The organism is Francisella philomiragia subsp. philomiragia ATCC 25015 (genome assembly GCF_000156715.1).
In the GTDB taxonomy this organism is placed as follows: Bacteria; Pseudomonadota; Gammaproteobacteria; order Francisellales; family Francisellaceae; genus Francisella; species Francisella philomiragia.
This window is the reverse complement of sequence record NZ_DS999311.1, coordinates 364,090-384,035: the sequence shown is the minus strand read 5'-3', so window position 1 is coordinate 384,035 and position 19,946 is coordinate 364,090. Positions and strand designations below refer to the sequence as shown.

Genomic DNA, 19,946 nt, shown 5'->3' with positions numbered 1-19,946 from the left:
TCTTAATATATTTGAGGTTCGCCATTTGGTCTAGTTCTATAGCGACGATGTTGCCATAAGTACTGCTCTGGATATTTTCTTATAGCATCTTCCAGGAATTTATTTGTCATTTCAGCATCTTTATAGGCATCACCTGTAAACTCCAATGGCTCACCTGTGACAATTTTATATTTTTTTAGGCACTTTTTTCTAACATAATATACAGGTAGTACTACAGAGTTTGTTTTTTCAGCTAACCATGGGGTTACGGTCAAAGTTGAACACAATGTTCCAAAAAATGGAGCAAAAATAGAGTTTTCAAGTCCAGTGCTTTCTAAGCCAAAGTCTTGATCTGGAGCGTACCACATAGAGTAGCCTCTTTTTAAGCTTTTAATAACACTTATTAAGTTTTTACTGTCTAGACATCTATATATGTTTTTTTCACGATATTTTTTGATTAGCTCCTCAAGAAGGTCATTGGTATTCTTTTGGTACATAACTGTAAGAGGGGGATGATTTTCTGCTACATGGCGTCCAACTATTTCTATACAGTGAAAGTGAAAACCTAAGAATATAACATTTGTATTTGGATTTTCATGATATTTTTTGAATATACTTAATGAATCGCCTTCCCATTCAAATTTTATTTTATTGAACCTTTTTTTTGATAGAAACCACGCAGCAGTAGTTTCAGCTCCTGATAAAACCATTGAGTAATAACTTTTATTAACTAGTTTATTAATCTCTTTTGTAGATTTTTCAGGAAAGGCAATCTTGAGATTCTCTCTTGCAATTTCATTCCTACTTTTTAAGAATGGCTTAATAATAATGCCAATAGCAAGCACTATATACTTATGAGTAAAAAGTGGCAACTTAGAGCCAAAATTCATTATCCCTACGATAATCCAAATGCCCCAGTTTTTTGGTTCAAGCTTGTTATTTATCATTAGTATCTTTAAATTAAAATGTTAAATATATTTTAACATACACTTTTTTAATCATAAACATTAATAAATCTTTTCTTCTCCTGGTGGTCTTGTCTTATAGCGACGGTGTTGCCATAAGTACTGTTCAGGGTATTTTCGAATAGCTCTTTCAAGAAACTGATTAATAAGCAAAGCATCTTTATAATCATCCCCAGAAAACTCCATTGGCTCGCCAGATATGAGTTTATATCCAGATAAGTCTTTATTTCTAATATAATATGTAGGGATTACTATAGATTTGGTTTTCCGAGCTAACCATGGAGTGACTACTAATGTAGAACAAAGTTTCCCAAAAAAAGGTACAAAGATACTATGTTCTTTAAAATCTTGGTCAGGAGCATACCAAAGAGTCATCTTCGATCTTAAGCTTTTTATCATGGTAAGCATATTTTTACGCTCAAAACATTTATCTACATATTTTAATCGAGATGAAGTGATTACATGTTCCATTACAGGATTTTTATGCTTCTGATACATAAGGCTTAATGGTTTGAATTTGTCTCCACAATATCTACCTGCTATCTCTAAAGTGTGAAAGTGAAAACCTAGAGACATTAAGGGTTTATCTAAGTTTTCATGAGTAGTAATAAAGGATTGAAATTCCGTTTCATCTACATTTATTTTTTTAAATTTCTTATCTGACATAAACCATGCTATTAAGCTTTCAAATCCAGCCATACAAACAGACTTATAGCTCTCATCTACTAATTTTAATATTTCAGTTTCAGATTTATCTGGGAAAGCTATTTTTAGATTAATGTAAGCTACTTTATTACGCTTTTTAGCTAAAGGTTTTGCTATTTTGCCAATAAATATAGCTAATCGCATCAGAGTCTTATAAGAAAGAGTGTTAACTAAGATTTTAGCAATAAGGATAGCTAACCAAAGTCCCCAATATTTTGGTTTAAGTAGAGATTTATCCATATTATTTTTTATGAGTAGCTTGATAATGTCTTGTGATAATCCACTGTTGTAAGATACTAATTACGTTGTTAGTTAACCAGTATAGTACTAGACCAGATGGGAATGAAGCAAATAAGAATGTAAATATCACAGGTAAGAACATCATTATCTTAGCTTGCATAGGATCTGCAGGAGCTGGAGATAATTTTTGCTGTAAGAACATTGATATACCCATAAGTATAGGTAATACAAAGTAAGGATCTTTCATTGATAAGTCATGAATCCAGAAGATAAAAGGAGCTTGTCTTAATTCAACAGATTCAAGTAATACCCAGTACAGTGAAATGAATATTGGGATTTGTATAAGCATTGGTAAACAACCACTTAGAGGATTTACCTTTTCTTCTTTATACATTTCCATCATTTTCTTGCCTAGAGCTTGACGATCATCTTTATATGTCTCTTGCAAGCGTTTGACTCTAGGTTGTAACATTCTCATTTTTGCCATAGAGCGATAACTCTTAGCAGAAAGAGGATAGAATATAAGCTTGATTAAGCAAGTAACAAGAATAATTGCTAAGCCCCAGTTACCTACAAGTGAATGTATCTGATTCATCACCCAGAAGATTATTTCTGAGAAGAATGACAACATTCCGTAATCTAGAGTTTTTTCTAGATTAGGAGCTAAATCTACTAGGTTAGCTTTGATGATTGGTCCACTATATAACACGGAGTCTATACTTTCTGACTGATTAGGAGCTATAGAAATACCTGTATAAGCACCTGCTTCAAAGACATCATTGTTTAGATTTTTATAGTATATTTTTGAGTCATTTGATTGTGGAATCCAAGCACTTACAAAGTAATGCTGTATAAATGCGACCCAGCCTAGACCTTGGCTATTTATGACTGTAGGTTGTCCGTTAGTCTTTGAAATGTCTTTGAAAGATTCTTTTCTGAAAGAATCATTAGCTGTAGAGTAAGCGACACCAGTAAATGTGTAACTGTGAGCATTTAATAGACTAAAGCTATCACCAGCTGGATTAAAGTCCCTTGCTAATGAATCATCAATAATAACATTTACAGGTTCTGATGTGGTATTTTTAATATTTTGAGATATAGAAATATTGTATTTAGCATCATCAAAGGTGTATGTTCTAGTTATTTCTAGACCATCAACACTTCCAGTAAGAGTTAGTACCTGTTTACCATTTTCTTTTTTGATTCCTTGGCTTTCAAAATTGACATCAACAGGCTTTTTGTTGATAACTATAGTGCTTTTGGCAATATATTCTGAACCTTGTTCGTTAGTAAGTAACGCCATTGGTGTCTTATTATCAAGACTTACACTATAATCTTCTAATGATGCAGATATAATAGCACCATCAAGTAAGCTGATCTTAAGATTTTTGAATACGTCTGTGTTAATAGTCACGCTTTTAGCATCATCATACTTTGAGAAACTTGTGGTTTTCGTTAGTGATGCTTTTGCATCAGATGTTGATACATTTGTTGTAGCAGTAGTATCACTATTATAGTGACTATTATCTTGTTGAGTTTGAGTCGTTTGTGATTGACTGCTGTTTGATGGGAAAGTTTGCTCCCATCTACCCATCAATGAGATAAGCATTATAGCTATCGTGACTAACAGTAGTATTCTTATATGATTAGCTTTCATTGTTTATTATTAACCTTTTTATTTTTACAAGGAACCGGATCGTAGTAGTCTCTTTTTGCAAATGGATGACATCTCAAGAGCCTACGGGTACTTAAATATAATCCCTTTAGTATACCATGAGTTTTTAGAGCTTCTAGAGCATATTCTGAACAAGTAGGATAATATCTGCATCTAGCAGGTATAAAGGGACTTATACAATAGCGATATAGATTGATTATAGCTATAAAAGGAGCTAGTGTAATTCTCTTAAAAAATTTTCGAAATTTTTTATCGATTGCCACAATTCTTCCTTAGTAGCTTGAGATGCTGTTTTTTTACTTAAAACTATCAAGCTTTTGTGTTCTAAGAGATCTTTGTGTAAGCGAAAAGATTCTTTAATAATTCTTCTACAAAGATTTCTTTTAGTAGCTTTCTTAATGCTTTTTTTGGGTAAGATTGCACACATGCCAGGTTCTTTATGAGTTCTATGACTTAAAAGGAATGTGAAATGCAGAGTTCCAAGTTTTGTATCTACATTATCAAAGGCTTGTTTAATCTCACTTTTATCTAGTATATTTTGCTTTGTTAAGCAAAAATTACGCTGCAAGCTTAGCTCTACCTTTAGCTCTTCTGTTTCTAATAACTTTTCTTCCGCTTAGTGTCTTCATACGAGCACGGAAGCCATGAGTTCTTTTTCTTTTTAAGTTTGAAGGTTGGAATGTTCTTTTCATTTTAGTTTCCTCTTTAAAATTCTAATCTTTATTTAATACATTACAGAAATAGTTTCGGTATTCTATAGAAAAAACCTAGATTAGTCAAATACTAATTACTAGGGTTAGTGCATGGTATTAGGTTCATTTCTGACAATTGATCCCAAGATTCATCAGGACATTTTTTAGGTTTCTCAGATGGTAGGCAGTAGCCTTGCCAGCCTCTATAGTTTTCAACAGCCAAGCACTTTTTGAATTTTTTGACACTTAAGTATGCTGGTGTCCAAGTTGCTGAATCTGAGCCAACCAGTTGCTCTTGTTGCTTTGGTTGATCTATAGCTGGTATAGTACCTTCTTTGGCTTCTTTACTTAGAGGAGAAGGTGTTGCGTTCATTGGCATAGGCGTTGCATCGTCGCTAGGCTTTTGAGTTGTAGTCTCTGCAAGGGCAGAGTTTATAGTTGTTGTGGATCCACTTACTATTGAGCTTGTAGAGTTAGTATCAGTTAGGTCTGCACCAAAGCTATTAGCAAAGCAAAAACCACATACAAGCAACATAGATATTCTTTTCATTTTTGATAATAAGTATATTTAATTATGTTCATCTATGATATTTATTTTCATTTCAGTATTCAAGCTAATGATAGTTACTATGATATAATTTCGATAAATTTTATAAATAGTTTTTTGTTGCATGAAAGATCTATATCATGTAATCGGTTATCCGGTTAAACATAGTCTATCTCCTAAAATTCAAATGGAGCTAGCAAAGCAATATAATCAAGATATACTTTTCACAGCTATTGAAGTTAATCCAGAAGATTTAGAAACAAAGATTCAGGAGTTCCGTGATAATTCTCAAATTAAAGGGTTAAGTGTAACTGTACCACATAAAGAAAAAGTATACGATTTGGCAGATGATGCCGATGATACTGCTAAGGCAGTTAAAGCTGCTAGTAATATTGTTTTTACTGAGGATCGTAAAATGATAGCCCTAAACTATGATGGTTTGGGTATAGTTAATGATATTAAGAATAATTATAAAATAGATTTTAGGGATAAAAAAGTTCTTGTAGTAGGGGCTGGAGGAGCTGCTAAAGCAGTTGTTGCTGCGATTATTAAAGAGTCACCATTATCTGTAAGTATTACTAATAGAACTAAAGCAAAAGCAGATGTGATAAAAGATTTATTCAAATCAAGAGATAAAATAAATGTGATTGATTTTGATGATATCAAAGAGTCTTTTGATATCGTGATTAATTCAACATCATCAAGTATTTATGGTGAATTGCTTCCTCTAAAAAAAGCAAACTTTAATAAAAGCGCATTTGCTTATGATTTGATGTATAGTTCAGATGATGGGACTATTTTTACAAAATGGTGTGAAGATAATGGTATTGATGCTGCAGATGGTAAAGGAATGTTAAAAGAGCTTAGTCTTGCAGTATTTAAGTATTGGCGAGGATTATGACTAAAATAGTCGTTGTGCTAAAATATTCATAAATGGTAGCTACTAGCATAACTGCTTCTGAGAGTTAGATTGAAGAAAAAAATATTGTTCCTTGGTGTTGGTGGTATTGGTGTCTCAGCGTTAGCTATTGCAGCAAAAAAACTTGGTGCTGATGTTGCCGGTTATGATAGTATTCCAAATAAATTAACTATTAAGTTAGAGTCTTTGGGTATTTCAATATTCTCCAGTCCTAATAATGTTGATGTTTCAGATTACGATATGGTAGTGTACTCAAGTGCTATTCTTGATAACCATCCTTTGTTATCAAAAGCACGTGTTTTGGGAGTGCAGTGTTTGCAAAGAGCTATGTTTCTAGCATTATTAATGAAAGATTTTAGGTATAGTATTGCAGTCACCGGAACTCATGGTAAGACTACGACATCAAGTATTCTAGCGACATTGCTATGTAAGCTTGATACAACTAGTAGTTTTGTTGTTGGTGGAGTGGTCAAATATGCTGACTCAAATATTCAGGTAAATGGTACAGATAGGTTAGTTATAGAAGCAGATGAAAGTGATGCTTCATTTTTATATCTAAATCCAAATGTTGCAATAGTTACGAATATTGATCTTGATCATATGTCGACATATAAAAATAGCTATGACAATTTGCTTGAGAACTTTGCAAATTTTTTGATGAAAGAAAGTATCGAAAATATATATTTGTGTGTTGATGATCACGGTTGTAATGATTTGCTAGATAAGTATCGTTCGCGAGTAGTAGGAAATATTGTATCTTATGGTTTTGCAATAAATTCAGATGCTCGAATATATAATTATAGAGTAAGTGATAATTTAACTACTTTCACAGTAGAGTACAAATCGGGTAATTATGATTTTGAACTACAACTACCTGGTAAATATAATGTGCAAAATGCTACCGCATGTGTAGTAGCGTGTTTGGATTTGGGCTTTCGGTATGAAGATATCTATAATGCACTAGTCACGGTAAAAGGTGTTGCAAGAAGGTTTGATGTTTATGATAAGCAGATATCAAGCCATAAAATCCCTGTTATTGATGACTATGGGCATCATCCTGTAGAAGTTACAAGCAGTCTTGGAGCTGTTAGAGATAAGTATCCTAATAAAAAAATAATACATGTCTTTCAGCCACATAGATACACACGTAATAGAGATTTGCTTATAGACTGGCCAAAAGCATTATCTTTAGCCGATCAGCTAATAATACTTCCAACATATTCAGCGGGAGAGCAGATTATACAAGGAGCTGAGAGTCAAGATCTTATAAGAAATATTCCAAAAGCACTTTTAGCTGATAGTTTTGATCATGTGCTCTATTTCTTAGAGAAGCTTGTGGATGATAATACAGTTGTGTTAATTCAAGGAGCCGGAGATATTACAAATTTGGTGGGGATGATTGGTGAATAGTATAGAAAAAGGAACTCTTTATGTCGTAGCAACGCCTATTGGGAATTTGCAAGATATAACTTATAGAGCTATGAATATTCTAAGTAGTGTTGATGTGATTCTAGCAGAGGATACGCGTATGACTGCTAAGCTATTGACGAATCTTAATATTCGTGGTGATCAGAAGTTGATCTCATGTCATGATTTTAATGAGGAGTCACGAGTTGAGTATGTCAAAGAGCTTTTAGACAATGATAATAGCATAGCTTTGGTAAGCGATGCAGGGACACCACTAATTTCAGATCCAGGATATAAGATAGTTGCAAGCTTACGTAACAGTGGATACAAGGTTGTACCTGTACCAGGTGTTAGTGCATTGATAACGGCACTATCTGCAGCAGGCTTACCTTCGGATAGCTTTCTGTTCAAAGGATTTTTATCAGCGAAACAGGCTAAAAGACAACAGCAAATTCGTGACCTACTACTAGCAAATGCAACAGTAATAATATATGAATCTGTACATAGAATTACATATCTTTTAGATGATCTGTTAGAGATAATGCCTCATAACAATATTGTTGTTGCTAAGGAGCTTACAAAACAGTTTGAGAAATTTGTTGCTGGTTCTGTAGAGGAGGTCTGTGATTTTTTTAAAAGTAATCCCGATATTATAAGAGGAGAGTTCGTTGTTGTTATTGATTGTAATAACAACAATGATATTAGTGATCAGAGTAACCTTAATGTTGATATTGATGATTTACTAAAAGATTTGCTCGAGGATATGCCTGTTAAAAAAGCAGTTAAGTTAGTGGTTAAGCTCACAGGAGCTAAAAAAAATGACATTTATGAGAGAGCATTGGCTGTCAAAAAAGATATTTAATAGCTAATTTCTAGGTTTCAAACTTTATCGAACTTCTGTGGTTGTTTGGGTAGTTCACTCTCAAATCCCTCTAAAAAAGCATTTTTATCTTGTTCACCCTCTAGGTTGTCGCTATAGAAAGCGCCCATGATATAACTAAATTCAGCTACTTGTTGCTTTGAAAGATTATATTTCTCATTGTTTAGACCCGCTTTCATACCTTCAATGAAAGATTTTTTGTTTACAATATTTGATGAACTATAGTTTTTTGGGATTTCAAATAAATTAAAACCTAAACTATAGTTAAACTGATCAGCGCTAATATCTTTAGGAAGAGTCTGAGAATCACTATTGAGAATTTCTCTAAGTCTAGTGCTTTCTATGAGCTTAAATTTAGGTGTAGTATTACTGTAATGATCAGAAATCCCAGTTAAAACTATTTTGGGGTTGTATAGTTTGGTTGGATTTGGACTAAAAAGAGAGCCTTTCTTAAGACTACTCATTCCGGTTTTATATCCTATCGAGAAGCTAATTTTTTTATTATCATGTTTTTTTAGCAAAAAGTTATCTTGATTATTTATTTTATCTTTTAGACCTTTATAGAAGTCTTCTAAAGAGTATTTTTCATCCGTACCACAGATATTTTTATCTTTGAGTTCTTTTGCAAAATTTACAGCATTATTGTAGTAGTTTTGAGAGTTAGTATTTACTATTTGTGAGCTGATACCTAAAGATATGCTTAGTAGACAAATTAGAGGGATATATAATTTTTTAAGAATTTTAGTTAGCATAAACTCAAAAACACATTTGTGCTAATAGATTGTTTTGTTGCTATACTATAAATATAAAACTATAAAAATAAAATATTATGCTACAGCGCGCGTTTTATACTCTAAGGCAGATGTTTAAGTTTCGAAAAGCTCTAAGATTATCTGATACTAATCATTTAGAGACTATAATAAATTTAACTCCGGAGATGCTGACTAAGAATCAGGTTAAATATCTTGCTCTAGATTTTGATGGGGTTTTGGCAAGTCATGGTAAGCCTGAAATGCATTCTGAAGTTATGGGTTGGCTTACAAAATTTGTTACTAATTTTTCAGAAGATAGAGTTTTCATTCTTTCTAATAAACCTACTCAAGAGCGACTAGAATACTTTAAAAAATATTTTCCACAGATAAGGTTTATATCAGGTGTTGCAAAAAAACCATACCCAGATGGTCTAGAAAAAATAATTGATCTGCTTGGTTGCCAGCCTAGTGAGTTAGCACTCGTTGATGATAGGTTGCTAACAGGATGTCTTGCTTGCTTGATAGCAGGCTGTTATCCGATATTGATAACAATGCCTTATGTTGATAGAGATAATTATACAAAAGAAGAGAGGTTCTTTGGTTTTCTTCGCTATTGCGAGCAAAAAACATTTCCACCTAAAGCGTAATCACTAGTATTTTATTTGATTATTACTTAATATTATATTAGTAGCTTTAAATTAAAATTTATTTATGAAGAGAATTGTTATTTCGACAGTCTTGATGTCATTTCTATGTATAGCTTTTGCTAATACTACATTTACACAATCTTTTTTTGGAGAGTATGATCACTCGACAGGGGGGAGTTTTGCATATGAAAATAATAGTTATAGAGATGATGGGAAAATACAGAAGTATAATAATAAATTTTCTAAAGATAACTCAAATAGCTACAACTGCAGATTTGATGGTGATGGGGAGTTAAAATGTGGAAATTATAGTATCAATACTAGCTCTAAACATACCGACAAAGATGCAGCAAAAAAGATATCGCGACACTACAAGAAGCTAAAAGATGTTAAAGATGTAAGTAAGGGAGATGATTTTAATTGCGCTCTTGATGATAAAAAAGATGTCTATTGCTGGGGTAGTAATAAAAGAGGGCAATTAGGTAGTGATACTAATGCAAAAAAAGTCAAAAAGCCTTTAAGAGTAAATATAGATAATAGTATTAACTTCAAGAAAGTATATACAAAAGCTCATTATGCGTGCGCTTTAGATGAAGAAGGTCATGCATATTGTTGGGGTGATGGTACTAATGGTGAGGTTGGTAATGGCGAAAAGGGTCTTTTTGATAAGCCTCAGAAGGTTCAGACGGATATCGAGTTCAGTAGATTAAGCATGGCAACCACTTATACTTGTGGTATTGAGAAAGATACAAATGATCTATATTGTTGGGGTAAAAGTCAAAATGGTCAAAAAAATCTCGATTCAACTGTACCTGTAAAAATGTAGCCACAAATGCCTCACGATACAAAGCGATTTCTTACAAACTCTAAAAGTTCTAAGATACTTACTGAAATTATTAATCAACTTGAAGATTGTGAAGAGTTTGTTATAAGTGTTGCTTTTGTGACTTTAGGTGGAGTTATCTGTATTTTAGAGACTTTGCGTCAATTAAACGTTCAAGGTGTAAAGGGCAAAATCTTAACAGGATGTTATCTAAATTTTACAGAACCTAAAGCTCTTGAGAAGCTCATGGAGTTTGATAACATCGAGCTAAAAGTTCTTAGTGATGATAACTTCCATGCCAAAGGTTTCTTTTTTCGTAATAAGGATAGTTGGCGAATAATTCTTGGTAGCTCAAACCTTACTCAGTCAGCACTTACAGTAAATAATGAATGGAATCTGCTTTTTGAAACTTCTAATAATGACCCAATAACGGAGCAAATTTTAGCAGAGTTTGATTATCTTTTTGCTAAAGCAGAATATGCTAGAGATATCATTCAGCAATATAGCCAAATATATCAACAAATAAGTAGTAGTATTCTTACATATACGTTTATAGAGACTAAAATATCTCCTAATAAGGTTCAACAAGATGCACTTGAGAATCTGGATCGATTAAGACAGCAAGGCAAAAATAAATCATTAATAATTAGTGCCACTGGGACTGGAAAAACTTTTTTAAGTGCTTTTGATGTGGCAAAAGTAAAGCCGAAAAGGTGTTTGTTTATAGTGCATCGTACAAATATTGCAATAAAGGCAAAAGAGACTTTTGAAAAAGTAATAAGGGATAAGACACTTGGTCTGTATACAGGAGAAATTAAAGATCCTGCAGATTATCTATTTGCTACGGTGCAAACGCTAAAAAACCCTCAAACATTAGCAAGCTTTGAGACGAATGAGTTTGACTATATTATAGTTGATGAAGTTCATCATGCAGAAGCACAAAGTTATAAAAAAGTTTTATCACACTTTAAGCCAAAATTTTTACTTGGGATGACTGCTACTCCAGAGCGGAGTGATAATGCTGATATCTTTAAGCTTTTTGATTATAACATTGCTTATGAAATTAGGCTTCATCAGGCGTTAGAATATAATTTTCTTTGTCCATTTCACTATTTTGCTATAGAGGATTTTTATTTAGAATCAGAGCAGGTTTTTGCGAAGAATTTTTCTAAATTAATTAGTGACCAACGAGTTGAGCATATCATTGATAAAGCTAATTTCTATGGTTATAGTGGCAAATTGCGATCAGCTTTAATGTTTGTTAGTAATATTGATGAGGCAGTACAACTTGCGACTAAGCTCAGTCAAAGAGGTGTCAAAGCTAAAGCTTTATCAAGTCAAGACTCAGAACGTGTAAGACAAGAAACTATTGGTGAACTTGAGAGTGGATTACTTGAAATTATTGTTACAGTAGATATTTTTAATGAGGGTATTGATATTCCATGTGTTAATCAGGTTATCCTTCTAAGGCCTACTCAAAGCGCTATAGTCTATATACAGCAATTAGGGCGTGGACTGCGTAAGTATAAGTCTAAAGACTTTGTTGTGATTTTGGACTTTATCGCAAATTATAACAACAATTTTCTCATTCCTGTGGCATTAAGTGGAGATAATAGTTATGACAAGGACGAGCTTAAAAAGTTTGTAGTCTCACCAAATAACTATTTAGCTGGTGAAAGCACAATTACTTTTAGTAATATTGCTAAGGAAATAATCTATAAAAATATTCAAAGGACAAACTTCTCGCAACTAAAAAATATAAAAAAAGATTATGTTCAGTTAAAGAAAGAACTAGGTAGAATTCCTAGATTAGTAGACTTTCAGGAATATAACTTTATCTCACCAGAGGTTATTTTATCGACTAAAGATACTTACTATGATATTTTGCAAGCTTTTAAAGAAGATGTATTGATTTTAAATCAACGACAATACAATATTGTGAAATTTATTTCTAAAGAGTTTACTCCAGCAAAAAGGCTTTATGAGATTTTAATTTTAGAAGAGCTTTTGAAATCCAAAACTATTAATAAAGCTTATTTAGAAGCAGTGTTACGTGATAGTTTAGATGATTTTGATATTATAAGTTTTGCAAATGCACTAGAGCATTTGTCTCTGAAAATATTTACAGTAAATGCCGGTAGAGCAGATTATGAGCCCCTAATATCTGTAGATGGACAAGAGATTAGGCTACTGATATCAGATGTTATTGATGAAAGTGGATTCTTGTATGAGCAAGTTAAAGATTTAATAGACTATAATAAAAAAGTTTTTTTTGAAAAATATAGTCTCAATAAGTCTCATGGATTATCGTTATATGCAAAATACTCTAAAAAAGAAATTGCCCATCTACTTAATCAAGATTATGCCAATGGAGGAGTTAATCTTGCTGGATATAGATCTTTTGAAGATAAAGTACTACTGTTTATGACATTTGATGAGAATAAAAAATTTGATATATATGATAATAAGTTTCTCTCAAAACAGACTTTTTCGTATTACTCAAAAAAAGGTAAGACTCTTGGTGATCGTTTAGAAAAGGCACTTAGTCAAAATCAATATAAAAGCTATGTTTTTGCACGAGTAAATAAAGATAATAGTTATATTTATCTTGGTATAGTTGCTAAGTGTATAGTTGCTAAAGAAATAATTGCTGAAAAAAAGTTTGTTGAGTATATCTTTGAGTTAGAGAAGCCTCTAACAAATGAGATTTGGCATTATTTTAAAGCTGTTTATAAAACCAAGATTTGATGCGTAATTAAATGATTTTTTATTTTTGTTTGTTATAATGGAAATTGAAGGAAGAACAAATTTGGAGAATCCTAATGGCATACAAAAAAGTTTTATTAGCTGTGAATGTTTATGAAAATGCAGACATCGTTATTAACTCTGCAGTAGATTTCGCTAAAAAGAATAATACAGAAGTTTTAAAGGTTGTTACAGTTATTGATTGTGTAGCTCCATTTGCACCATCTATAGTTGATTTCCAACACTCTATAGAGCAAGAAGCAAAAGAAGCTTTAGATAAGCTTGTAGCTAAGATTTCAGGTATCAAGGTTGAACACGAAGTACTTGTTGGTAATCCGGCTGTTGAAATCGTTGATTATGCTGAAGAGAGTAACTGTGATGTGATCGTTTTAGGTTCTCATGCAACTCATGGTATAAATTTACTTCTAGGTTCAGTGGCGAATGCTGTTCTACATAAAGCAAAATGTGACGTGTTAACTGTGAGAGTTAGTGAGAATGAAAAAGAAGTAAGTAAAGCGCATAACTATCAAAGATTGCTTGTACCTACTGATCTTGAAAATGACTCATGTATAGTGGTTGAGAAAGCAAAAGATATAGCAAAACTTTATGGTTCAAAAATTGACACTGCTTTTGTTATACCTAATGACAGTATTTCACTGATGACATATGAAACTGAGAAAGTTGAGCACGCAATAGATAAGTTTGCTGAGAAAAATGGTATCTCTGGAGAGAAATCAGTAATGATTGGTGGTATCGCTAATAGTTTATTAGAAAAAGCAGCTGAGAATAAGAGTGATTTGATCGTTGTAGGAAGTCATAGAAGAAGTGCTATTGGTAGATTTTTCTTAGGCTCTACAGCAAATAGCATCTTGCATGAAGCTAATGTTGATGTTTTAGTCGTTAGACTTAAATAATCACTATTTTCTCTTTTTTTCGTTACAGTTAAATTCTAAAAAAATTCATAAAAAGACTCAAAAAAGTGTATTTTTTTTGAAAAATATACTTAAATTAAAGAATCATGTAAAAAATAATATTATTTTTATGAAAAAATTATTAGTGCTTTTAGCAAGCTCAGCAGAGTGGTATGAGTTTACTGTATATTCATTCTGTGCGGCATATATTGGTGCAGCATTTTTCCCTGGTGATCATTTTATAAAGTTCTTAGCTGCCTTCGGGGCATTTGCTGCAGGATTTTTAGCGAGACCTCTTGGTGGAATAATATTTGGTTATATCGGGGACAAAAAAAGTCGCTCAACTGCTTTGGCATTAGCGGCATTTTTTATGGGAGTACCTACTGTTGGGATGGCATTATTACCATCGTATGCAACTATAGGTATTTTGGCGCCTTTATTATTAGTAGCTTTTAGAATTTTGCAAGGTATAGCGATAGGTGGACAGTATAGTGGTTCAGTTGTTATTCTTGTAGAGGCAGAATCAACATTATTCGGTAAGGCTAAAGCTGGTGTAAATGTTATCACTAGTGCTTTTGGTGGGATATTGTTGGCGATTGTAACTTTTCAAGTTATTAGGTACCTAATTCCAGATGAGACTATGGCAAATGGTGGCTGGAGAATACTTTTTGGGATAGCGATTATACTTGTTGTACTATCATTCTTTATCAAGCATAGTGGTGATGAAAAAGAACCTGAAAAATCAAATGTGAGTTTAACAAAAGTAATACTCAAAAATTATAAAAGTTTAATATATATGATTTTATTATGCTTTCCTGGTGCAGTTGTTGCTTACTTCCAGATTACAATCCTACCGAATATTATTAAGAAAATATTAGGTCATGCAGATGTTAATGTCGCAGTATTGACAACTATTAGTATTATCATGTTTATTATTACATGTAATATTGCTGCTAGACTTACTAAGTATTTTAAAATAAAAACGATTACTGCATTTGGTCTTGTTTTGATGCTTATATTGTCATTACCAATGTATGCGCTATATAAGGCTAATAGTGACTTATTGATAGTCTTCTTTGTGACTATGGGAGCAATATTTGGAATATTCTATGGTAATATCATGGTGTTGTTTACAGAGTGCTTGCCTAGAGAGATTCGTTACACTGGATTTGCTTTAGCTTATAATATTGGTTTTGGAGTGTTTGGTGGTTTATTGCCATTCTTATGTTTCTTCTTAGCTTACTCTATATCTGATTATATGGCGGTGGGCATGATTTGTATAAGCGCGATTGTTGGTTTGATAACGCTATATAAATTTGAGCCAGAAAATCTTAAAAAGTCTATAATAAATAACTAGTACTCAAAGAGTTTCTTTAAGGTAGTTGCTAATGAGTTATTATTTTTTGAGTGAAAACTGCTTTATTTACAATGTCAGTAATAAATTATCTTTAGATGATAATCTCAAAATTTTAAATATCTATAAGTCTTTTATTAAAGATAAAGCTTTTTGTCATAAATATAAAATCCATGATGTTGTTCCGACTTATAATTCAATAGCTTTTCATTTTGATTATATGGATGTTGATTATTTACAAAATGCTGTTTTGGCTAGAATTGAATCTATAGATTTTAATCAAGTTATAGATTCAAAAACTCATTACATAGACGTAGATTATAATGGTGAAGACTTAGCTAAAGTATCGCAAGTTTTAGGGCTAGATATTGCTGAGATTGTCAAAAGACATACTCAAGTTGAATATTATATTGCGATGTTAGGCTTTAAACCATATTTCCCATATTTACTTGGTCTTGATAAAAGTTTAAGTGTGCCTCGTTTAGCGACTCCACGAAATCGAATAGCTGCAGGGTCTGTTGCAATTGGGGGCTCTCAAACAACAATTTTTCCTGAGCAGTCGCCGAGTGGTTGGAATATTATAGGAGTATCTGATTTTAGAGATTTCTCTAACTTCAGTGCTGGTGATAAGATAATTTTTAGGGAGAAGTAATGCTTTTGATAAATTGTGACTTAGGAGAGAGGGGCGTTGCTCATCCTATCGATGATAAGTTGGTTAGATATATAGATATTGCAAATATCGCTTGTAGTGGACATGCAGGTAATAAAGAAAGTGTTGATTACTATGTGAATCTATGTCGAGATCACAATGTCAAAATTACAGCACATATTTCTTATCCTGATAAGGAAAACTTTGGCAGAAAAGTTATAGACATTGATTATGATACTCTATGTGTGTCTTTTGATGAGCAGTTTGCACTTTTTGATGGAGAGATTAAAGTTATTAAACCGCATGGAGCTTTATATAATGAGCTAAATGTTAATCAAGAGTTAGCAGAAGTTTTTGTTGAATGGTGTCTTAAGAATGATATCAAAGAGTTGGTGGTTAGCCCTTTTGGTATAGTTGCTGAGTATGCCAAAGAAAATGGTATAAAAATTGTTAAAGAGAGTTTTGCAGAGAGAGGCTACATGCTTGATAGTATTAATAATCCTATGCTAATACCACGAGGTCAACCAAATGCAGAGATTCATGATGTGGCAGAGGCAATTAAGCAATATAATCAGCTTAAACAAGGCTTTATTACTATAGATGATCAAAATATTTTGTTTGAGTCACAAACTATATGTATACATTCTGATAGTAAGATAGCTTTAGAGTTAGCACAGCAATTGCGTAAGAGTAGAGACTAAAATTATGGAGAATATCTTTTCGACTAAAGGAGGATTGTTTTTTTCAGTTTCATTGCGAGAGTATGGCAATCAAGACAAAGGTGTATCTCCTAAAGGCGCTCAAGATCAATTAAGCTTTATGACTGCTTATAATATCTTTAACCAACCTACAGATTTTCAAGCTATTGAAATGATTTATCCCACTGAGGTTCTGGCAGTTGATGATATATTGATTTATCTTTGTGGGGCTAGCTATCAAGATACTTTTATCGATGAAAATATCTGCGTAAATTATAATCAAGTCTTTGAGCTTAATAGAGGCCAAAAGTTAGAGTTTAAAGGTTCAAAAAAAGGCTTTCGCACAATAGTTTTTGCCGTAAAAAAACAATCACAAACCATCGAGTTGGTTGGCAAACAGAGATCATTAGAATTAGAAGGCTATATAAACCAAAATTATCGTCATAGTTTTATAAGAGTAATCAAGGGACCTGAGTATGATATTTTAAAAGATAGTGCTTTTTTTGAGAATACTTGGACTATTTCAACAAACTCAAGTCAGATGGGGTTACCTTTAGATGGAGTTTCTCTTGATACACAAAAAATTGAAATGATCTCTCAACCTGTAACGGATGGTACAATACAGCTAGCTCCAAGTGGTCCGATAGTATTGTTACGACATCGACAAACGGTGGGAGGATATCCACGGATTGCAAATGTTATAGAAGCAGATATTAATAAATTATCACAATATATACCAGGTTCTAAAATAAGGTTTAAGTTAGTTTGCTTAGAAGAGGCGATACAAGGAAATATTAAAATAGAAAATCTTATAAAGTAAATATTTTTATTTTGAACTATCTACACTACCATACCTGTTTTTGGGTCTAATATCAGTTTAGGAGTTTTTTGTTTTTTACCAAAATCAAACATGTTTAGGATATTGTTTGAGTATTTATCGTTACTATATTTGCTAACTGAGCCAATGCCCCAGTTATACTCTACAAACTTAAGTACAGATGCTTGATTAAGTAGTGAATGATCAACATAGTTTGCTTTAGCATAAGGAGAAATAACAAGCATTGGTAATCTTGGACCATAACCCTGTCTTCCTTTGATATCGTTAAACTGTGACTTTGGACTATAAACATGATCATAATCACCATCAGAGTCATCATAAATGATTATAATTGCTGTACTATCCCAGTCTTTTGATTGTTCAATTCTATTGATAGTATTCACTAACCACTCCTGTTCATCTAGAGGATTTGAATAACCTCCATGACCATCTTGGTATCCAGAGGCTTTTAAATAACTTACAGCTGGCATATTGTTTTGATCAAGAGCCTTCCAGAATTCACTTATATCATATTGGTGGTTAGCCTGGTCATTACTACCTATATATTTTTCATCACTTGGTGCTAGATGATGAGGATTTGATGTCTCTTTCCAGTAGTTAAAAGGCTCATGGTGAGGTATATAGTCTCTTGATTTTACACCGAATTTATTAGTACTCATGGCATCACATATTGCTGTTTTACCAGAGTAGCTTGTTGGTTTGAATCCACCTTGGAACCAGCCCCAAGTAATACCTTTTTGAGTTAGGTAGTGCCCTATATTTTTACCATCTGTAATTTTGGCTACAGCTGTATTTGTGTCTCCAGATTTACTTGTGCCATAAGAGCAATCATCGTAGTATGGGTTAGGATCATCAATGATATAGCTGTTTTCAATATTTTCTAAATTACCACTTGGGCTCATCGCTGGACCATTTGCACCAGCTACAAGGTTAAGCGCTCCAGGTGTTGATGGACCAAAAGTTGTACCAAATGTATTATCATTTAGGGCGAAGTTTTGTGCGTAATTCCATAATGCTGTGACAGTATTACCATCATAATATCCCATAACTTGACCATCGCAATTTTGTTTATAGGTATCATTATCATGACCGCCATGTTCAACAAATTTGTTCATTAAGCCACCATTAAAAGAAGAGATCTCTTCATGGTACTCATGGTTTTGTGAGCAAGGTTGGAAGTTTCTATCTAAACGATAAGGATTTTTTGTATTTGGATTATTCTCTAATAATTGTTTTGTCAAACCATTAACACTAGGAGTGTCTTCTTTAGCTATGAATTTTGGTTCACCCTTTGGATTCTTGGCATTAGGATACATACCAAAATATCTATCAAAGGAGTTGTTCTCTTGAAATATTATTACTAAGTGCTTTATTGGAGTAGTAGTTTTTAGAGTATTTGCGTTGTTGAATAACTTTTGTTCTACTTTTACAAGATTTCCATAATCATTTGGTTTGCTATTATTTACCTCTGATGCAAAAGCTGTCGTTACTATACTTATGCTTAAAATTCCTAGGGTAATCTTATTCAGTTTCATTATTGCTCCATCTGTTTGGGTTGTGTAATTCAGTAGCAATAATAATAAAAATTAAAAAATAATTAATAAAAAAATCAGTTATTCTTTTTTTTGTAAAAAAATGTTTATTTTTAAGAACTCTTATTATATAGTATCAGCTATTTTTCTCAAAATAGCAGGTTTTGTAATTAAAGGCACAATAATATATATGTAGTTAATTATAAAAGCAATGCTTTTCTAGATATATTTTTTAAAGTGATTTCTTGTTGCTATTCTTTATTTTTTTGTTGTAGACTTTGAGTGTTAAAATAAATATTGAATAAGTAGTTAGGGAGATTATATAAATGCTACGTAAACTTGTTAAAAGTTTGATTCCTAGTCAGGATAAGATTTTTTTTGATTTGATGATAGAGGCGACTGAGGCTGTAGAAGACTCTGCTAGAATTCTTGACAAACTTGTTAAAGAGGAAGATAACTTAACGATATCTGAGCTATCAGAAGAGCTAAGATTGACAAGAACTGTAACTGTTGAAGTAGCTAACAAAATGGATCATGAGTTAGCTCGCTATTTTGTAACTCCTGTGGATAGGGTAGAACTACACAACATCACTACTTTACTTCTAAAATTAAATAGAAGAATTGTCAAAATTCATAGATATATGCAGATATTGATGGAAGAAGAGCGCGGCAATGTAAATATATACTTAGCTAATAGTGTTGAGACATTACGTAAAATGACAAAAGTACTTGATGATATGATGAAAGCTTTTGTTAGTGGTGATAATAAAGAACTTAAAAATTTTTATATCAGAATTACAGCATTGGATGAAAATGTGCTTGAAGAGTTAGGTCATGCACTTAAAAAATTCTCTCATTATGATGAGGGAGATATAATATTTATCATGAAAGTTAAAGATATTTATAAAGCCATAGAAAGTGCTATATCTACATGTACATCTGTAGCAGAGTCAATTATGAGATTGTATGTAAAAGAAGTCTAACGAAC

General features: G+C 32.5%; 21 protein-coding genes. 12 read left to right on the top strand and 9 right to left on the bottom strand.

Annotated features, from left to right (window positions below; translation table 11 throughout):
* Positions 1 to 2: 2 nt before the first annotated feature.
* From FTPG_RS02215 to FTPG_RS02190, 7 genes are all read right to left on the bottom strand, one after another.
* Positions 3 to 926, bottom strand: coding sequence for a lysophospholipid acyltransferase family protein (locus FTPG_RS02215; protein ID WP_004286785.1), 924 nt, complete (start codon positions 924 to 926; stop codon positions 3 to 5).
* A gap of 60 nt (positions 927 to 986) precedes the next feature.
* Complete coding sequence (locus FTPG_RS02210; protein WP_004286784.1) at positions 987 to 1,889, bottom strand: LpxL/LpxP family acyltransferase; 903 nt, start codon at positions 1,887 to 1,889, stop codon at positions 987 to 989.
* Between the two features lies 1 nt (position 1,890).
* Positions 1,891 to 3,546 (bottom strand): membrane protein insertase YidC, encoded by a 1,656-nt coding sequence (gene yidC / locus FTPG_RS02205; RefSeq protein WP_004286783.1) that lies wholly within the window; start codon positions 3,544 to 3,546, stop codon positions 1,891 to 1,893.
* The gene (gene yidD, locus FTPG_RS09635) at positions 3,543 to 3,827 is read right to left on the bottom strand and encodes a membrane protein insertion efficiency factor YidD (RefSeq protein WP_004286782.1); all 285 of its coding nucleotides are present in this window, start codon (positions 3,825 to 3,827) and stop codon (positions 3,543 to 3,545) included. The genes yidC and yidD overlap by 4 nt, the downstream gene beginning before the upstream one ends.
* On the bottom strand, positions 3,779 to 4,132 hold the full coding sequence (gene rnpA, locus FTPG_RS02200) for a ribonuclease P protein component (protein WP_004286781.1): 354 nt from the start codon (positions 4,130 to 4,132) through the stop codon (positions 3,779 to 3,781). The genes yidD and rnpA overlap by 49 nt, the downstream gene beginning before the upstream one ends.
* Positions 4,122 to 4,256 carry a 50S ribosomal protein L34 gene (gene rpmH, locus FTPG_RS02195; RefSeq protein WP_003014180.1) on the bottom strand — a complete coding sequence of 45 codons (135 nt, stop codon included), beginning with the start codon at positions 4,254 to 4,256 and terminating at the stop codon, positions 4,122 to 4,124. The genes rnpA and rpmH overlap by 11 nt, the downstream gene beginning before the upstream one ends.
* Before the next feature lie 91 nt (positions 4,257 to 4,347).
* Positions 4,348 to 4,806: a hypothetical protein gene (locus FTPG_RS02190; RefSeq protein ID WP_004286780.1), complete on the bottom strand. Its 459-nt coding sequence runs from the start codon at positions 4,804 to 4,806 to the stop codon at positions 4,348 to 4,350.
* A gap of 121 nt (positions 4,807 to 4,927) precedes the next feature.
* Here FTPG_RS02190 and aroE point away from each other — a divergent pair, with 121 nt between their 5' ends.
* The 3 genes from aroE (at position 4,928) to rsmI (ending at position 7,991) form a co-directional block, all read left to right on the top strand.
* Complete coding sequence (aroE, locus tag FTPG_RS02185; protein WP_004286779.1) at positions 4,928 to 5,704, top strand: shikimate dehydrogenase; 777 nt, start codon at positions 4,928 to 4,930, stop codon at positions 5,702 to 5,704.
* 69 nt (positions 5,705 to 5,773) lie between these two features.
* Complete coding sequence (gene murC, locus FTPG_RS02180; protein WP_004286778.1) at positions 5,774 to 7,132, top strand: UDP-N-acetylmuramate--L-alanine ligase; 1,359 nt, start codon at positions 5,774 to 5,776, stop codon at positions 7,130 to 7,132.
* A complete protein-coding gene (gene rsmI, locus FTPG_RS02175) occupies positions 7,125 to 7,991 on the top strand; it encodes a 16S rRNA (cytidine(1402)-2'-O)-methyltransferase (protein WP_035722140.1) in 867 nt (288 codons plus the stop codon). The genes murC and rsmI overlap by 8 nt, the downstream gene beginning before the upstream one ends.
* Before the next feature lie 17 nt (positions 7,992 to 8,008).
* On the opposite strand, the gene FTPG_RS02170 is transcribed toward rsmI, so the two are convergent.
* Positions 8,009 to 8,761, bottom strand: a complete 753-nt coding sequence (locus FTPG_RS02170; protein ID WP_004286776.1) for a hypothetical protein — start codon at positions 8,759 to 8,761, stop codon at positions 8,009 to 8,011.
* A gap of 77 nt (positions 8,762 to 8,838) precedes the next feature.
* Between FTPG_RS02170 and FTPG_RS02165 the strand changes: the two genes are divergently transcribed.
* From FTPG_RS02165 to FTPG_RS02130, 8 genes are all read left to right on the top strand, one after another.
* Entirely contained in the window at positions 8,839 to 9,408 is a 570-nt protein-coding gene (locus FTPG_RS02165) for a YqeG family HAD IIIA-type phosphatase (protein ID WP_004286775.1), read from the top strand.
* A gap of 64 nt (positions 9,409 to 9,472) precedes the next feature.
* Positions 9,473 to 10,234: an RCC1 domain-containing protein gene (locus tag FTPG_RS02160; RefSeq protein ID WP_004286774.1), complete on the top strand. Its 762-nt coding sequence runs from the start codon at positions 9,473 to 9,475 to the stop codon at positions 10,232 to 10,234.
* Positions 10,235 to 10,240: 6 nt separating this feature from the next.
* Complete coding sequence (locus FTPG_RS02155; protein WP_004286773.1) at positions 10,241 to 12,979, top strand: DUF3427 domain-containing protein; 2,739 nt, start codon at positions 10,241 to 10,243, stop codon at positions 12,977 to 12,979.
* A 74-nt stretch (positions 12,980 to 13,053) separates the two neighbouring features.
* The gene (locus tag FTPG_RS02150; RefSeq protein ID WP_004286772.1) at positions 13,054 to 13,890 is read left to right on the top strand and encodes a universal stress protein; all 837 of its coding nucleotides are present in this window, start codon (positions 13,054 to 13,056) and stop codon (positions 13,888 to 13,890) included.
* A 127-nt stretch (positions 13,891 to 14,017) separates the two neighbouring features.
* Positions 14,018 to 15,244 carry an MFS transporter gene (locus FTPG_RS02145; protein WP_004286771.1) on the top strand — a complete coding sequence of 409 codons (1,227 nt, stop codon included), beginning with the start codon at positions 14,018 to 14,020 and terminating at the stop codon, positions 15,242 to 15,244.
* 31 nt (positions 15,245 to 15,275) lie between these two features.
* A complete protein-coding gene (locus FTPG_RS02140; protein ID WP_004286770.1) occupies positions 15,276 to 15,893 on the top strand; it encodes a 5-oxoprolinase subunit B family protein in 618 nt (205 codons plus the stop codon).
* Positions 15,893 to 16,591 (top strand): 5-oxoprolinase subunit PxpA, encoded by a 699-nt coding sequence (locus FTPG_RS02135; protein WP_004286769.1) that lies wholly within the window; start codon positions 15,893 to 15,895, stop codon positions 16,589 to 16,591. Before FTPG_RS02140 ends, FTPG_RS02135 begins: the two co-directional genes overlap by 1 nt.
* 4 nt (positions 16,592 to 16,595) lie before the next feature.
* The gene (locus FTPG_RS02130) at positions 16,596 to 17,408 is read left to right on the top strand and encodes a 5-oxoprolinase subunit C family protein (protein WP_004286768.1); all 813 of its coding nucleotides are present in this window, start codon (positions 16,596 to 16,598) and stop codon (positions 17,406 to 17,408) included.
* 20 nt (positions 17,409 to 17,428) lie between these two features.
* Here FTPG_RS02130 and FTPG_RS02125 read toward each other — a convergent pair whose 3' ends face one another.
* Positions 17,429 to 18,961, bottom strand: a complete 1,533-nt coding sequence (locus FTPG_RS02125; protein WP_004286767.1) for an alkaline phosphatase family protein — start codon at positions 18,959 to 18,961, stop codon at positions 17,429 to 17,431.
* Positions 18,962 to 19,284: 323 nt separating this feature from the next.
* Between FTPG_RS02125 and FTPG_RS02120 the strand changes: the two genes are divergently transcribed.
* Complete coding sequence (locus FTPG_RS02120; RefSeq protein WP_004286766.1) at positions 19,285 to 19,941, top strand: hypothetical protein; 657 nt, start codon at positions 19,285 to 19,287, stop codon at positions 19,939 to 19,941.
* The last annotated feature ends 5 nt before the right edge of the window (positions 19,942 to 19,946 follow it).

Coding starts and splice junctions, on each gene's coding strand:
- FTPG_RS02215 (WP_004286785.1), bottom strand. CDS start 926: ATGATAAATAACAAGCTTGAACCAAAAAACTGGGGCATTTGGATTATC.
- FTPG_RS02210 (WP_004286784.1), bottom strand. CDS start 1,889: ATGGATAAATCTCTACTTAAACCAAAATATTGGGGACTTTGGTTAGCT.
- yidC (WP_004286783.1), bottom strand. CDS start 3,546: ATGAAAGCTAATCATATAAGAATACTACTGTTAGTCACGATAGCTATA.
- rpmH (WP_003014180.1), bottom strand. CDS start 4,256: ATGAAAAGAACATTCCAACCTTCAAACTTAAAAAGAAAAAGAACTCAT.
- FTPG_RS02190 (WP_004286780.1), bottom strand. CDS start 4,806: ATGAAAAGAATATCTATGTTGCTTGTATGTGGTTTTTGCTTTGCTAAT.
- aroE (WP_004286779.1), top strand. CDS start 4,928: ATGAAAGATCTATATCATGTAATCGGTTATCCGGTTAAACATAGTCTA.
- FTPG_RS02170 (WP_004286776.1), bottom strand. CDS start 8,761: ATGCTAACTAAAATTCTTAAAAAATTATATATCCCTCTAATTTGTCTA.
- FTPG_RS02165 (WP_004286775.1), top strand. CDS start 8,839: ATGCTACAGCGCGCGTTTTATACTCTAAGGCAGATGTTTAAGTTTCGA.
- FTPG_RS02160 (WP_004286774.1), top strand. CDS start 9,473: ATGAAGAGAATTGTTATTTCGACAGTCTTGATGTCATTTCTATGTATA.
- FTPG_RS02155 (WP_004286773.1), top strand. CDS start 10,241: ATGCCTCACGATACAAAGCGATTTCTTACAAACTCTAAAAGTTCTAAG.
- FTPG_RS02150 (WP_004286772.1), top strand. CDS start 13,054: ATGGCATACAAAAAAGTTTTATTAGCTGTGAATGTTTATGAAAATGCA.
- FTPG_RS02145 (WP_004286771.1), top strand. CDS start 14,018: ATGAAAAAATTATTAGTGCTTTTAGCAAGCTCAGCAGAGTGGTATGAG.
- FTPG_RS02140 (WP_004286770.1), top strand. CDS start 15,276: ATGAGTTATTATTTTTTGAGTGAAAACTGCTTTATTTACAATGTCAGT.
- FTPG_RS02135 (WP_004286769.1), top strand. CDS start 15,893: ATGCTTTTGATAAATTGTGACTTAGGAGAGAGGGGCGTTGCTCATCCT.
- FTPG_RS02130 (WP_004286768.1), top strand. CDS start 16,596: ATGGAGAATATCTTTTCGACTAAAGGAGGATTGTTTTTTTCAGTTTCA.
- FTPG_RS02125 (WP_004286767.1), bottom strand. CDS start 18,961: ATGAAACTGAATAAGATTACCCTAGGAATTTTAAGCATAAGTATAGTA.
- FTPG_RS02120 (WP_004286766.1), top strand. CDS start 19,285: ATGCTACGTAAACTTGTTAAAAGTTTGATTCCTAGTCAGGATAAGATT.